The organism is Hahella sp. NS-SX17 (genome assembly GCF_057367735.1).
Genome location: NZ_CM170632.1, coordinates 3,033,506 through 3,047,361, shown reverse-complemented (window position 1 = coordinate 3,047,361; position 13,856 = coordinate 3,033,506). Strand labels below are relative to the sequence as shown.

General features: G+C 54.7%; 14 protein-coding genes and 1 other RNA gene. 3 read left to right on the top strand and 12 right to left on the bottom strand.

The annotated features are described in order from the left end of the window. Positions 1 to 12: 12 nt before the first annotated feature. From AC2IBB_RS13775 to AC2IBB_RS13725, 11 genes are all read right to left on the bottom strand, one after another. A complete protein-coding gene (locus tag AC2IBB_RS13775; protein WP_486333409.1) occupies positions 13 to 816 on the bottom strand; it encodes a class II glutamine amidotransferase in 804 nt (267 codons plus the stop codon). A 12-nt stretch (positions 817 to 828) separates the two neighbouring features. Further along, on the bottom strand, positions 829 to 3,081 hold the full coding sequence (locus AC2IBB_RS13770) for a VWA domain-containing protein (RefSeq protein ID WP_486333408.1): 2,253 nt from the start codon (positions 3,079 to 3,081) through the stop codon (positions 829 to 831). Between the two features lie 201 nt (positions 3,082 to 3,282). Continuing rightward, a complete protein-coding gene (locus AC2IBB_RS13765; RefSeq protein ID WP_486333407.1) occupies positions 3,283 to 3,654 on the bottom strand; it encodes a hypothetical protein in 372 nt (123 codons plus the stop codon). A gap of 36 nt (positions 3,655 to 3,690) precedes the next feature. Next, complete coding sequence (locus AC2IBB_RS13760) at positions 3,691 to 4,134, bottom strand: YcgN family cysteine cluster protein (protein WP_486333406.1); 444 nt, start codon at positions 4,132 to 4,134, stop codon at positions 3,691 to 3,693. After that, a complete protein-coding gene (locus AC2IBB_RS13755; protein ID WP_486333405.1) occupies positions 4,127 to 4,447 on the bottom strand; it encodes a YcgL domain-containing protein in 321 nt (106 codons plus the stop codon). The genes AC2IBB_RS13760 and AC2IBB_RS13755 overlap by 8 nt, the downstream gene beginning before the upstream one ends. A 57-nt stretch (positions 4,448 to 4,504) precedes the next feature. After that, positions 4,505 to 5,692: a ribonuclease D gene (gene rnd, locus AC2IBB_RS13750; protein WP_486333404.1), complete on the bottom strand. Its 1,188-nt coding sequence runs from the start codon at positions 5,690 to 5,692 to the stop codon at positions 4,505 to 4,507. Further along, on the bottom strand, positions 5,685 to 6,290 hold the full coding sequence (gene recR / locus AC2IBB_RS13745; RefSeq protein ID WP_486333403.1) for a recombination mediator RecR: 606 nt from the start codon (positions 6,288 to 6,290) through the stop codon (positions 5,685 to 5,687). Before recR ends, rnd begins: the two co-directional genes overlap by 8 nt. A gap of 20 nt (positions 6,291 to 6,310) precedes the next feature. Next, a complete protein-coding gene (locus AC2IBB_RS13740; protein ID WP_486333402.1) occupies positions 6,311 to 6,637 on the bottom strand; it encodes a YbaB/EbfC family nucleoid-associated protein in 327 nt (108 codons plus the stop codon). A gap of 4 nt (positions 6,638 to 6,641) precedes the next feature. After that, on the bottom strand, positions 6,642 to 8,843 hold the full coding sequence (gene dnaX / locus AC2IBB_RS13735; RefSeq protein ID WP_486333401.1) for a DNA polymerase III subunit gamma/tau: 2,202 nt from the start codon (positions 8,841 to 8,843) through the stop codon (positions 6,642 to 6,644). 229 nt (positions 8,844 to 9,072) lie between these two features. Then, an RNA gene (ffs, locus tag AC2IBB_RS13730) (signal recognition particle sRNA small type) lies at positions 9,073 to 9,169 on the bottom strand. Between the two features lie 104 nt (positions 9,170 to 9,273). Then, positions 9,274 to 10,746, bottom strand: a complete 1,473-nt coding sequence (locus tag AC2IBB_RS13725) for a RimK family protein (RefSeq protein WP_486333400.1) — start codon at positions 10,744 to 10,746, stop codon at positions 9,274 to 9,276. 221 nt (positions 10,747 to 10,967) lie between these two features. Between AC2IBB_RS13725 and AC2IBB_RS13720 the strand changes: the two genes are divergently transcribed. Both AC2IBB_RS13720 and AC2IBB_RS13715 read left to right on the top strand, forming a co-directional pair. Then, on the top strand, positions 10,968 to 12,071 hold the full coding sequence (locus AC2IBB_RS13720) for a GNAT family N-acetyltransferase/peptidase C39 family protein (RefSeq protein ID WP_486333399.1): 1,104 nt from the start codon (positions 10,968 to 10,970) through the stop codon (positions 12,069 to 12,071). Beyond that, positions 12,064 to 12,873: a TlyA family RNA methyltransferase gene (locus AC2IBB_RS13715; protein ID WP_486333398.1), complete on the top strand. Its 810-nt coding sequence runs from the start codon at positions 12,064 to 12,066 to the stop codon at positions 12,871 to 12,873. The genes AC2IBB_RS13720 and AC2IBB_RS13715 overlap by 8 nt, the downstream gene beginning before the upstream one ends. 60 nt (positions 12,874 to 12,933) lie before the next feature. Here the strand turns inward: AC2IBB_RS13715 and AC2IBB_RS13710 are convergent, their stop codons facing one another. Then, positions 12,934 to 13,407 carry a type III secretion system chaperone family protein gene (locus AC2IBB_RS13710; protein WP_486333397.1) on the bottom strand — a complete coding sequence of 158 codons (474 nt, stop codon included), beginning with the start codon at positions 13,405 to 13,407 and terminating at the stop codon, positions 12,934 to 12,936. Between the two features lie 223 nt (positions 13,408 to 13,630). On the opposite strand from AC2IBB_RS13710, the gene AC2IBB_RS13705 reads away from it, so the two are divergent. Continuing rightward, positions 13,631 to 13,810, top strand: coding sequence for a hypothetical protein (locus tag AC2IBB_RS13705; RefSeq protein ID WP_486333396.1), 180 nt, complete (start codon positions 13,631 to 13,633; stop codon positions 13,808 to 13,810). Positions 13,811 to 13,856: the final 46 nt, after the last annotated feature.

Here is a 13,856-nt window from a genome sequence, read left to right as displayed (position 1 = left end):
GAGGCAATGCGCTTAAGTATCAGCGGGCTTAACCGACCCTTCTTCATACCAGCGGGCGGCTACTTCTCCATTCCGAAAAGCGATCAGTTCACCAGGACGCATTTGTCGCCACTCTTCATCGACGGTCAGCGGCTCTGTGGCGATCATGGTGACTTTGTCGGTAGGGTTAGTGTGCTCTTCGAAGTTCACTCGTATCTCGCCATCTTCCAATGAAGCACAGCCGAAAGGAGCCTGCCGTGTAATCCAGTGCAATTTAGTGGAGCAGTAGGCGAACAGATATTCCGAGTTGGTGAAAAGCATATTGAACACGCCCCTCGACGTCAGTTCCAGGCAGTTCCGATAAAGCCGTCCTCCGAGACATTCCAGGCTGGTGAAGTCATTGCAGCCACTGGCGACATCCTCAAGCAGCCAGCAGAATGCGTGCTCACTGTCGGTTTCTCCCACGGGACGAAAACGTCCCAGAGCCAGATCCTGATAGGATTTCAGCTGGCCGTTATGCGCGAAACACCAGTAATAACCGCCCAGTTCGCGAATAAAAGGATGGGTGTTCTCCAGGCTGATGTCGCCCACATTCGCCTGCCGGATATGACTGATAACCGTGCGGCTTTTTATCGGGTACTGGCTGATAAAGCGGGCGATTTCCGAGGTTGCGCTGGGGTTAGGATCGCGAAACTCGCGCAGCCCCTTACCCTCGTAAAAGGCGATGCCCCATCCGTCTTTATGCGGCCCGGTCTGTCCGCCGCGAAACATCAGTCCGGTCCACGAAAAACAGATATCCGTCGGCGCATTAGCGCTCATTCCAAGAAGTTGGCACATGGTTAGAAACTACTACTTTTTGTCTTCATCTTCCGAACCGGCGGGCAGATCATCGGTGTCGGATATATCAAAATCTTCCAGGTTGAATTCGTCGTCCATGTCTTTGGCCTTCTCATTGGAAGCCAGAATCTCGTCAGCCAGCGCTTCTGCATCTGTGTCTTCAGAGTCTGGCGGGCTCATGGGCGGCTCGCTCTCTTCCTCTTTCTTGGGCTCTGGCTCAGCTTCCTCCATGCCGAACTCCATATCATCAGCCTCGTTCATCATAGAGGCTTCCTCGGCGACATCAATAGGCTGTTCCAACTGTTCGATCTCGTCTTCCAGATCATGTCCAGACTCTTCCAGAGAGGGGACCTCATCCGGGTCATCAAGCTTAGCGGGCTCCACCGGCTCCCGCACTTCCTTTTCAATCCGGCGCTTCCGATATATCCAATAACCGCCTCCCGTCGCCAGCAACAATATGGTAGCGCCACTGGCTGCGATGATAATCCACAGCATAGCGCTGGAGCCCCCTTCTTCCTTCACCGCCGCGTCCTGCTGCTCCGTAGCCGCCTGATCCTGCATTTCCGGCGTTATGGGCGGAGCGATCGTATCCTCCTCAGGCTGTTTGGGAGTCTCAGGCGTTTTTGCGGCCTCTTCCACCAGGGTCTCATTCATCTGCTCTACGCTGCTGTCATTCACCAGCGACCGATATTCATTCGGCGACGCCTCCTGGCGTGGAAACTCCGCCATGACGCTGTCGGGTTCAAACCGGAAAGCAGAGGCGGAACGGGTTTCCCCTTCCACTCTCAGCATGATTTCATAGACGCCGTCACCCCGGGTAGCCTCCACGTCCAGCTCCCAACGGCCCGTCTCCTGCGTAAAAGGAATGGATTTGATCAGATTGCCGCCATCCGGCCCTTTTATCTTGGCGATAATGGAGGTCTTCGCTTCATTGATATTTGGGCTAAGAGGACTGATCACGATCCGGTAACGGGTATCCTCGCCAGCGCCTGTGGCCTCTAGGTCCACCGCCATCGGAGCGTTCAGAGATATCAGCTGGCGCGACTGTCTCTTGAACGTACGCCCGTCAGCCTGCACCAACACCTCATATCTACCAACCTGCTTGAGCTTGGTGATACTTTCTCGAAAAACGCCGTCAGCGGGCGGCTCGCCCGGCTTGGATATGCGTTTGGTGCCGGACTTGTTGTCTTCAGTCCGGATGGTGACATCCACTGACACGAGATCCAGGAAAGTCCGGTTCTGCACCAACTGCCCATCCTCAAAGAAACCTATCTTAAGCTCCAAATGGTCTCCCGCGTAGAAGTTCGCCGGCAGTGGGTCCACCACCATTTTCAGGTTGCTCACCACCGTCACCCTGCTTCCTGGAGCCAGCTCCGCATCCAGCTTCCACTCCCCTTCCAGCGGCCTTTGCACAGTAATCAAATCGTAGCCAGCCTGCTTGAACCACTTTACATAGTCAGGACGATCTTTTTCGGTGAAACGTTTGCCAGTGGGCTCAATGATGGCGGTTTCCGTATTTTCGCTGGCGCGAAACACCAGGGCGGTAAATTCTTCGATACTGGAGTCCACATCAAACGCATTATCCTCCAGAGGCACCTCTTCAGCCGGCGCTGCGCGCTCAAAAGCCTGCAAAAAGACACGACTCAGTTGTTCAGAAGTTTCCGCTATCGCGTTAATGCCATTACTGCCGATGGAAAGCCGTTGCAGCAACATCTGATCCGCGTTCCTGGAGAGCGCGATGGTGTGAATCTTGGCGCCGAAGCCGGCAATTCTTTTCAGCACCTGGGTCAGGACGCGGTCACGCTCCGCGACGTTCTCTCCCGGTTTTTGTGAAATGTCCACCACGCCATCGGTGAGCAGAATGAAATGCGTGTTGCTGTAATCCTTGCCTGCCACAAAATCTGCAGAGGCTTTCTCCAGCGCTGCGCCAATATTGGTATATAGCGCCGTTGAGCTGATTTCCTTAGCCTTGTCTTTGGCCAGGCGGCGCCAGTTAGGATCTACGACCTGATGCGGCGCCAGTTCATTGACGTACTCCCCAAATGTCCACACTCCCGCCGAGTCGCCCGCCGGCAGTAACTCCGTCACCAGATTCAGGGCCGGGCGTCGCAGGTTTTTGGGGTCATTCTTCTTCATGCTGCCGGATATATCGATGAGCACGCGCACATCCGCAGGCGGAGGCAACTCCATCTGCGCAGAAGCGGTTCGCCACAACATCAGACTACAGCACAGGCAAACGAGAAACTGGCGGAAAAGCAATGTCATATTCGAGCGTATTCCAAGTTGGCGCAGGCGAATGAAGCCGCACAGCAGCCGTCTCCGCTGGAAAAATCGACCGCGGCGGGCGCAGCGCGGCCGTGCCCGCGGCCATCCTTACTTCAAGTTATAGCAGGTTTTGTTGCAACAACAATAAAATACGCAGGAATTGCTTAAAAAAGCGAAGGGACTTAATTGATTTTTAAGTAATTATGTACGCCGTCTAGGCTTAGCTGGCGCGGGCTTGGCGGTGATGAAGAGTTTGCCGAGCACCACTTGCAACGCGAACAGCAGTCCGATGACGCACCAGGCCGCCAGCATCAGCAGCGCAGCCTGCAAAGCAGCGTTGTCATCATGCTGAAGCCAGTTATACGCTGCGACAATATGCGCGGGCGCCCACAGGCCGTCTTTCGGGACTGACATCGCGGGCGTGAACAGCACCACCGCCAACAAGCTGCGCAGGAATAATTGCACGGGGCGGGGACCACAGCGGTTGAACAACGGCATCATTAATGCGTATAAGGCCAGCGCCGCAATCAGATAAGCAGCCCAACCGGCGATATAACCAAAATCAGTCAGCATAATTTTTTACTTTTTAATAACAATTGCTTCAGCCGCTCAAATCATATCGACAAGAATCAGCTCTTCCCAGTCGTCCGGGTCGATGTCGTCTTCACTTATCGTTCGGAATCGTACAGACTGCCCGGACTTTTCCACTGTGGACGAGTCCCCGCTAAGCAATGGATGCCAGTTTGGCAGCGCCTGATTTTCAAAGCGAAGACGGTAAGCGCAGGTCTTTGGCAGCCAGTCGCTGATTTCGGGCAGATTATCCGGGGAGATAATCAAACAGTCCGGGTTGTTCGACGCGCGCGCAGTATAGCAATTACACCGCACCCTTTCAGCATCCAGATAACGGCAGGCCACGGCGGTGAAATACAACTCGTCGCTTTCTTCATCCTGCAGTTTGTGCAGGCAGCACTTGCCGCAACCATCACACAATGCCTCCCATTGCGTGGGATTCAGCCCATCCAATGGCTGCTCCCACCAGTGCGCCTCAGTCATCTTGGTCCTTGCGCCCCACAGCGGGACTTTGTTCACGGGCGCGCACCACATCCATCATGTAATCGTCCTGGGCGGGCGGCATCTGCAGATAGAAACCTTTTTCATCAATGGCGCTCATGACTTCCGCCGCGTTCGCTCTGGCCAACGACTTTTCTTTCGTCAACAGCAGATCAAAAACATGTTGAGGCTTACCAAAGAGCTGCAACAGTGCTTCCGGCAATGCGCTAACGCCCTGCTTCTTATCCACATAGGCATACATTTCCTCTTTCTTCGAGCTTCTGAAGATGGAAATCAGTCTGCGATCCGGGGTCATAATCTGTCTGTACCTCAATACCAGTATTAATGCGAATAACCTGGAGCCTTACGAAAACTATCGGGGCGGCGCGGACTTGTCGTCCTGCAGCCAGCGTTCGAGCGGCGCGGCGCAGATGCGGCCGCGCCAGCCTTGCAACAACTGCGGACAGGCTCCATTGGCGCCCTGAATGTACCAATAGACGAATTCTTCCAATAGCGCCCGGCTGGCGAGCAGGCCTACATTGACGCGATGCTCCCGCGCCAGCTTTTGCGTCAGCTTCTTAACTTTTTTCACCAGGTCCTGATACTCCCGCGGAATCGGCGGACGTATCATGTCAAACCCGGCTTCAGGCTCGTCGCCATCGGACTTCATATGCTCACGCACCATTCCGACCAGCTCCGTTCCGTATCGACGCAGTCCCGCTCCCTGAATGGAGGTGACTTCCGTGAGTTGGCCCAGGGTTCTGGGCCGGCGCTGGGCTATGGCGATCAGTTCATCGTCCGCGCAAATCTTTTTACGCGGAATATCTCTTCCCCGCGCTTCCTGTTCACGCCAGGCCGCCAGCTTCGCCAGCAGCTGCTGAGCGCCTTTGCGCAAACGCCACCCGCCACGCAACTTCAGGTAATAGCGCCCCACATCTTGCACGCCGGCTGCGGCCAGACGCATGGCCTCGCCTTCCTCCAGCACAGTTTCGTACTTACCGGACTGACGCAGTCCCTCCGCTAACTTCTGATACAGCGGCCACAATACCACCACATCTTCCTGCGCGTATTGAATCTGCTTTTCTGTCAGCGGTCGTTGCGTCCAGTCAGAGCGCGTGGCGTGCTTTTCCAGCTCTATTCCCAGGTTCTGCCGCACCAGTGACTGCAGTCCTTCATTCAGTTCGCCATCAAGCAATGCATTGGCGACCTGGGTGTCGAACAAGCTGCAAGGCTGCGACAAACCGACACAGTTAAACAGCTCCAGGTCCTCACTGCAGGCATGCACCACCTTGAGAATAGCGCTGTCCTCGAAGAGCCGGCTGACGCCGCTCCAGTCGTTGATTTTCAGCATATCCACAAGATACACGCACTGACGATCGTAGAGCTGCAGTAACGCAGGCGCGGGATAAAAGGTGGTTCCGCGTATAAATTCTGTATCCACCGCCAGCCAGTCCGTTTTTTCCAGGCGTTGCAGCGCCTCCTGCAAAGCAGCAGGAGTATCTATCCAGAGGCTTTCGTAATCCGGCGGATACATGGCGGAGAGAGGAGTATCGTTAGGCAAAAGGTTTCCGACCTTGCAGTGCGTGACTTAAAGTACCGCTGTCAATCATGCCCAACTCCCCACCCAGAGGGATGCCGTGCGCAATTCGGGACACCGGAATGTTCAGGTCCTTGGCGATGTGAGCGATAAAATGCGCCGTCGCTTCGCCCTCTACGGTGGGATTAGTAGCCAGAATCAGCTCACTGACGGCGCTTTCCTGTAATAGCTGCCTGAGCTTATCAACGCCAATGTCTTCAGGGCCCACCCCATCTATAGGCGACAAGTGTCCCATCAGCACAAAGTATCGGCCTCGATAGTCTGATGTCTGCTCAATCGCCAGCACGTCCGTGGGCGACTCCACCACACAGAGAACACTATCGTCCCGCTTGGGATTTTCGCAAATCGGGCACAGCTCCGTTTCACAAAAATTCTGGCAACGCACACAGCGCTTCACCCGGGTTAGCGCTTCACTCAGGGCAATGGCCAGGTCCGCGGCTCTTCCCTGGTCTCTTTCCAACAGATTGAGCGCCATACGCGTGGCGGTTTTCGCCCCCACGCCAGGAAGATATCGCAAGCAACGAACCAACTGATCAATAGCGGGCGTCAGACTGGAAGACATAGATGGATACTACTCCGTCATTAAAACGGCATTTTGAAGTTAGGAGGAATGCCCAGACCTGCGGTCATGCTGGACATCTTATCCTGGTTGTTCTTTTCCACCTTACGTACAGCGTCATTCACCGCCGCCGCCAGAAGGTCTTCCAGAATCTCTTTCTCTTCCTGCATCAGGCTGGCGTCGATCTCCACTTTCTTCACGTCGTGACGCCCGTTCATGACAACTTTGATCAGACCGCCGCCGGACTCTCCACTCACTTCCGCATTAGCCAATTCTTCCTGAGCTTTCTGCATTTGCTCCTGAATTTTTTGGGCCTGTTTCATCAAATCGCCCATGTTACCTTTAATCATATGTCTACTCCTGAATAATAGGCTCAATACTGTTTTCGATAACCGCTGCGCCAAAGCGTCCCGCCATCATCTGAATATTGGGATCATTGCGAATAGCCGTTTCCGCCTGCTGTTGCAGTTCCGCCCTGCGTCGCTCCGCATACTGCAGAGGCGTCAGCCACTGCGATTCACCAGCCACGACCTCAATTTTAACCGCTTCGCCCAGGAATTCCGACACCGCTGCACGCAGACGCTCTCTTTGCGCCTCATTGAAGAAATCGAGATGCTCATGATCGATAGTAAAACTGACCAGCCCAGGCGCAACCGACTCCAGTGCGCACCGCTGCGCCAGTGTGGCGGTCATTCCACTGATGGCGAGGCGCCTGACGGCGTCCTTCCACACCATTCCCAACATGGTCGGCTCCCCTTCCAGCGGCGGCGTCAAAGGACCGGCAGGGGGCGTCTTAACATCAGCCTCCGTCACACTGGGAGGGGCTGAATTCATCGACTCAGCGGCCCCGGGGCTTTTCTGCGGGCCCGGGACAGACTCAGTTACTGGCTTTGGGGGCGGGGCTACTGCCTCCCTTGCTTGCTGTTCCTGGGCTGGCGCAGTTGCCTGACGACGCTCGCCATGCGGCTGAGACATCGTTGCTGGCGCGGCATGGTTTGTGGCGTCGGAATACCCAGCGTCCGCTGGATAATCAGAATATCCGTAATCCGTATCGGAAGGCCCGGGGTCATCGGCAAAGTAGGCGTCGTAATCATCAACTGGCGGCGGCTCTGCCTCAGAATGCGTGGAGGTCGAGCGCTCTACGGGCTGCGCAGGCGTTACAGGCGCAGCTTCAACGACGGGCTCAGCAGCCTGATCATGCGGTTCCGGCCGCGGTGACTCTTGCTGTGGAAGCCTCTGTTGGGGCGGCTCTTGCGGTGATGGCGCAGCGGGCTCTTCTGGAGCCTGCTGTTGCGGCTCCGGTTGCGGAGCCACAGATTCTTTCACTGACTCTGGCGCGGCCTCCACCGCTGGTTGCGGCGCTGAAGCCGTCTCTGTCTGGGATGGCCCGGGTTGAGCGCTTTCCTTATCGTCTTCAGCCGAGGCTGTCGACGAAGCGGCGGAAGGCGCCTGAATCTGCCTGGCTGATTTAATGTTGGGACGAAACGCGATCATCCGTAACAAGGCCATTTCGAAGCCGGTACGCGGATCGGGCGCCAAGGCCAGATCTTTACGTCCCATCAATGCAATCTGGTAATAAAGCTGCGTATCTTCCGCCGTCAGCGTTCGCGCCAGTTCGCCGACTTGTTGCTGATCGCCAAAGCTGTTATCAACGCCGCCAGGCACCGCCTGCTCTACAGCGACTCGGTGCAGCAATTCCGCCAACGCCTGCAAAACATAAGCGTAATCAGGCGCAAACTGAGCCATATGATTGACTTGCGCCAGCATCGCTGCGCAATCCTGGGCGGCGATTGTCCGCAACAGGTCGATGACCACATGCTTCTCAATGGTTCCCAGCATTTCGATGACGTCTTTCGCCACCAACTTGCCATCGCCAAAAGCAATGGCCTGGTCAGTAAGGCTCATCGCGTCACGCATACTACCTTCCGCCGCGCGCGCCAGCTCCCACAGCGCCGCCTCTTCCGCTGGCACATTCTCGGCCTGCAAAACATGGGTTAAATGACTAACGATACGTTGTGGCGACAGATTCTTGAGGTTGAACTGCAAACAGCGCGACAAAATAGTGACCGGCAGCTTCTGCGGATCAGTGGTGGCCAGCAGAAACTTGACGTGAGGCGGCGGCTCTTCCAGGGTTTTCAACAGTGCGTTGAAACTGGAGTTGGAGAGCATGTGCACTTCGTCGATAAGATAGATTTTATAACGACTGCGGGTGGGCGCGTACTGCACATTGTCGAGCAGCTCGCGCATGTCCTCAACCTTGGTGCGGGACGCTGCGTCAATCTCGATCAGGTCGACGAATCTGCCTTCAGCAACTTCGCGACATACTCCGCACTCACCACAGGGCGTGGCGCTGACGCCTTGTTCACAGTTGAGGCATTTGGCGAATATTCTCGCCACAGTGGTTTTACCAACCCCGCGGGTGCCGGTAAACAGATACGCATGGTGCAGACGGTCCTGATTCAGGGCGTTGGTCAGCGCTTTGAGTACATGCTCCTGCCCCGCCATTTCCGCGAAATTACCGGGACGCCATTTTCTGGCTAGAACCTGATATGCCATGCCACTCCTATCGATTCATAGCGATTACGAGATTGCTTCAAACTGCTCGCCCGGCCCACCTCTGCACGTATGGCGTCACTCTGTAAGCACGGAAAATTCAAACGCATACATTAGCACGCAAGGGGTTTTCTGTCACCGAAACGACATCGCCGCAGACACAGGAAGCGCAACGCAAAAAACCATGAAATTAACAGGGAAATAAGAATGAGGAGGGAGAGATTGGAGGTAGCCCCACCAGCCACACCCCGGCACACATATCCACCGCTGTGGCTGCTCCCTTCCGGGCCTGACCAGGTTCACGGTTTCTTGTTGCGAGGGGACCGGCAGAGCCACCATAGCAAGTCAAGAACGGCTGTTCTTCACAAGTGGCGCGCATCATAACAAAGTCAGATGGCGGGCTCAAGCATGAAAATGACAGAAATTCCGTCGCTTAGGAATTGTGTTTCTTTTCTGCTCTACGAATAAACTCTTCAAGGATAATACGGTACAACTCATCCCCCAGATACTTATCCTCTACGCCAGACTCAATGCTTGGATTATCGTTGACTTCGATAACCGCCGCCCTGTTGCCCTTCTGCTTCACGTCCACGCCATACAAACCGTCGCCGATCAAACCCGCAGCCTTGACTGCCGCATTCAGCACGACTTTGGGCGCCTCATAGGTTGGCAACGTCGCCCAGGCGCCAGCGGCCGTAGAGCCTTCGCCGTGCTTATAAATCTGCCAGTGGTTACGGGCCATGAAATATTTACAGGCGTAAAAAGCCTTGCCATTCAGCACACCGATGCGCCAGTCATAATCGGTGTACATGAACTCCTGAGCCAGCAACAGCGCCGACTGCTTAAACAGCGTTTGCGCCTTTTGCTCCAGCTCTTCCGGCGACTCAACCTTAACCACGCCGCGGGAAAATGAACCGTCCGGGATCTTCAACACCATTGGCAGCCCTAACTCCTGCGCCGCCGCCAGCAACTGCGCCTTGTCGCCTTTGCTGATAATCAGGGTCTTGGGCGTCGGCACTCGATTGGCCCGCAGCAAGTCCGCCAGATATACCTTATTGGTGCAACGCATAATGGATGTGGAGTCGTCCATCACAATCAATCCTTCCGCTTCCGCCTTCTTGGAAAACTTGAAGGTGTGATGGTCAATCGCGGTGGTTTCGCGAATGAACAACATATCGTATTCAGGGATGCGCTGATAATCCTTGGGCTCGATCAAGTCCACCGCCACACCAAGCTGCTTGCCGACCTTCGCCAGTTTTTTCAATGCGCCTTTGTCACTGGGCGGCATCTCTTCTTTCGGGTTGACCAATACCGCCATGTCATAGCGATATTTCTTACGTTCTTTAGGCTTACGCCATACTTTTCGGCTGAATGCATCCAAGGAGTTAGCGAACAGCGTCTGCTCCTGATCATCGAAGCCCTTGGGGCTGATCGGACGCATAGCGGACAACTTCCAGCCGCCCTTCTGCTCAATCTCCACTTCCACGACCGGGCAAGGAAGCTTTTCGAACACCAGAGCGCCCAATGGCTCCAGGTCCGGATCGCTGGTTTTGCCGAAGAAACAGCGGAACGACAATTCCTGATCTGATTTATTGGCCAGCTTCTTCAACGCCGACGACGCAGCGTCGTCATCCAGATCAAGAATCAGCGAATACAGCGAGCGCTTTTCAATTTCATTCAGCGTGCGCACGGAAGGAATGACATGATGCCCCCGGGCTTCGGCGAGCAATGAACAGTAGTAGCCTTTGCTGAGATACTTATAACTACGGCAAAGGTTGATCAGTCTGACGCGATCATTCTTATTGATGGGTAGAGCCAGATAGTCTTCAAATGATATTACGTCTTCACTTGGATAATAGGGGGTCCAATCCTTTAAAGACTCAACGACTATGTAAAGACGAGACATACGGCTTGGGGTTCCTCCGAGAGCATTGGGGATAGGGAGTTATAGCGCTATTAAATGACGAACGTTCATTTTAGACTTGCGCTTCTTTGCTAAGTCTTGCTTAACTTAATTAGCCTGTCCACTACATATTTGACCTTATCCCCAACTATTTCAAAAGCATGAATAAAAACCAGCCGCAAACTGTAATACGCTCAATGGCTCCCCATTACCGGGAAGCCCACATGGAAGATCTCGACGAGCTGGTGGTGCTTGAAGAGTCATGCTTTACCACAGACCGGCTCAGCCGCAGAAGCTTTCGCCACATGATCAAATCCGAGTCCGCTTCGGTCGTGCTGTGCGAAATGGACGAGAAGCTACGCGGCTATGCAATTACGTTATTTCATCGCGGCACCAGCCTCGCCCGCCTTTACTCTATCGCCATCGCTCCAGAATCACGCGGCAAGGGCGTCGCGCGGGCCTTGATGGAAATGGCGGAGCAGTCGGCGATTTCGCGCCGCTGCATTTTCATGCGCCTGGAAGTGCGCACGGATAACCAGGAAGCGATCGGCCTGTACAAGAAGCTTGGCTATCGTCAGTTTGGGGTTTATCACGATTATTACGAAGATCATCGGGACGCCTACCGTTTCCAGAAGCAGATTATCCGCTTCGCGCCGCTGAATCATACGCTGCAGATTCCCTATTACAGTCAGAGCACGGACTTTACCTGTGGACCCGCGTCGCTGATGATGGCCATGGCGACGCTGAATACGGAATACATTCCCCGCAACTGGGAAGAGATTCAGATCTGGCGCGAAGCCACAACCATCTTCATGACATCCGGCCATGGCGGATGCGGCCCCCATGGCTTAGCGCTGGCGGCTCATAAACGGGGCTTCAAGGCGGAAATTTACGTGAATTACGAAGGACCGTTATTTCTCGAAGGCGTCAGACGCACCGAGAAAAAAGAGGTGTTAAAGCTGGTGCACAAAGACTTCATGCATCAGCTCGAAGAAACCGATGTCGTCATTCACAACACCGTGCTGACCCAGGAAATTCTGGAGCAAGAGATCAAACAGGGCAAACTGGCCTTAGTATTGATCAGCACCTATCATTTCGACCAGAAAAAAGCGCCCCATTGGGTAATGATCAGCGCCGTCGACTCGGATTTCGTATATATTCACGACCCGGATGTGGATGAGGAGTCGCACCGGCTCGCCATCGACAACCAATATATCCCCATCGCCCGCGCCCAGTTTGACCGTATGTCCCAGTTCGGACAGAACCGTCTGCGCACGGGGGTGATCATTTCGCAACGCCCCAAACGTACAAGACGGAAAAATGCCTGACCTTTCAGAACGCTTCCCCACCTCCCGCGCGCAACCAGGTCGAATAGATAAACTGCTGGTGGATCAGGGCTATTGTCGCTCCCGCAATCAAGCCAGGGAGCTGATCAGTCTCGGGAAAATCATGCTGCAAGTTGGCGCTGGCTGGGAGGCCGTGTCCAAACCCAGTCAGACGGTGCTCAGCGACGCCAAAATAAAGGTTCTTGATAACGAATTGCAGGAATACGTTTCCCGAGGCGGCCTCAAGCTGGCCGGCGCCATCGCGCATACGGGAGCGGATTTTCTTGGCAAGAAAGTGCTGGACGTTGGCCAGTCTACAGGCGGCTTTACCGACTGCGCGCTCAAACAAGGCGCCGCCTTGGTGGTGGGAGTGGAAGTCGGGCATGGTCAGTTGACGCAATCTTTGAGAGACCATCCTCAGGTCCGGGTATTTGAAGGGATCAACGCCAAAGAGCTTCCCCTATCCCTGCTTGAATTGACGGACGATGAAGCAGGCTATGACTTTGCGGTCATGGACCTGAGCTTTATCTCGCAAACACTAGTATTGAAGTCTGTCGCTGCGCTGCTCGCCGACGGCGGGGCGTTGATCAGTCTGGTCAAACCACAGTTTGAAGTCGGACCGGCTGGCTTGGGCAAAGGCGGAATAGTGAGAGATGCGAGCCTATATAACGAAGTGGAAGAGAAGATCAAAATGGCTTGTGAGGACGCAGGACTCAGAGTGATGGATTACTTTCCTAGCTCCATCACAGGGGGAGACGGTAATCGGGAGTTCTTCGTCTTCGCCCGCAAAGCGGCGAATTCCTGACGAGGCTCCATACAACCGCGCGCCTGCACCCGACTAAGCCGGGACTGCGCGGAGAAGAGATCAATGCAGCGCGCGCTCCATGGGCGCAGAAGGAGCGCCTGCGTCCGCCGTGGCGATAAAGCCGCAGTCGAGACATTCACGAATGATATCCTGCTTGGCTTCCAGTGCGTTTCTCAGGAAAACGCCCAATTGCTCCTTGGTGATGCCTGCTGAGACCCACAGGGTATCGCACATGATGACGCGGGGAGCGCCATCGTCCGCCAGATCGGCGAAAGTTTTGATATTGGCGTATGCGCCATTCAAACGGGGCAATTCAGCAACCAGATTCAACAAAGCGGACGCTCTCAGCTCCACTTCGGTGGTAAAGATCAGACATTCCTGCTCCAGAAACACCCGGCTTTCCAACACCCCTTCCTGGCTTTGCAGGTCAGCGATGTGCACACCCTGGCACTGCCCGCAAAGGTAGTGATCAACTTCCAGGTCTTTTAGCCATTTAAGCAGGCTATCACTATTAATAAACTGAATATGGGGCATGTAAACACTACTCTTACGCTTAACGCGGTGGCCTTCAAAGCCGCGGATTATAAAGTAACCATCCCTATATGAGTAGACCTTAGCAACCTATATCGGCCCCAGCCAAGGACTGCGAGCCAAGGATCTGGTCGATGCGCGACCATTTTCTTTGACGGGGTTTCTCATCCTGCATCGCTTTCCTTGATACCACTGCATTAAAGACAGTGATACGGGGGATCAAACCATGAAACTTATTAAAATGCTGCAAAAACTGAGCGGAAAAACCGCTACTGAAACCGAGTCCGAATATAGCCCGAAAGCAGTTAAAGCCGTTGATCCACGGGACCTGACCGGACAATGGGGTATGAGCGCCACCGATGCGCTGCAAGTCAACTTCGTCACCCGTGAGTGCGGTAAGCGCTAGTCGCTCAGCTGGCTTTGCGCTGTTCTTATTCCTTTCTAAACAATAT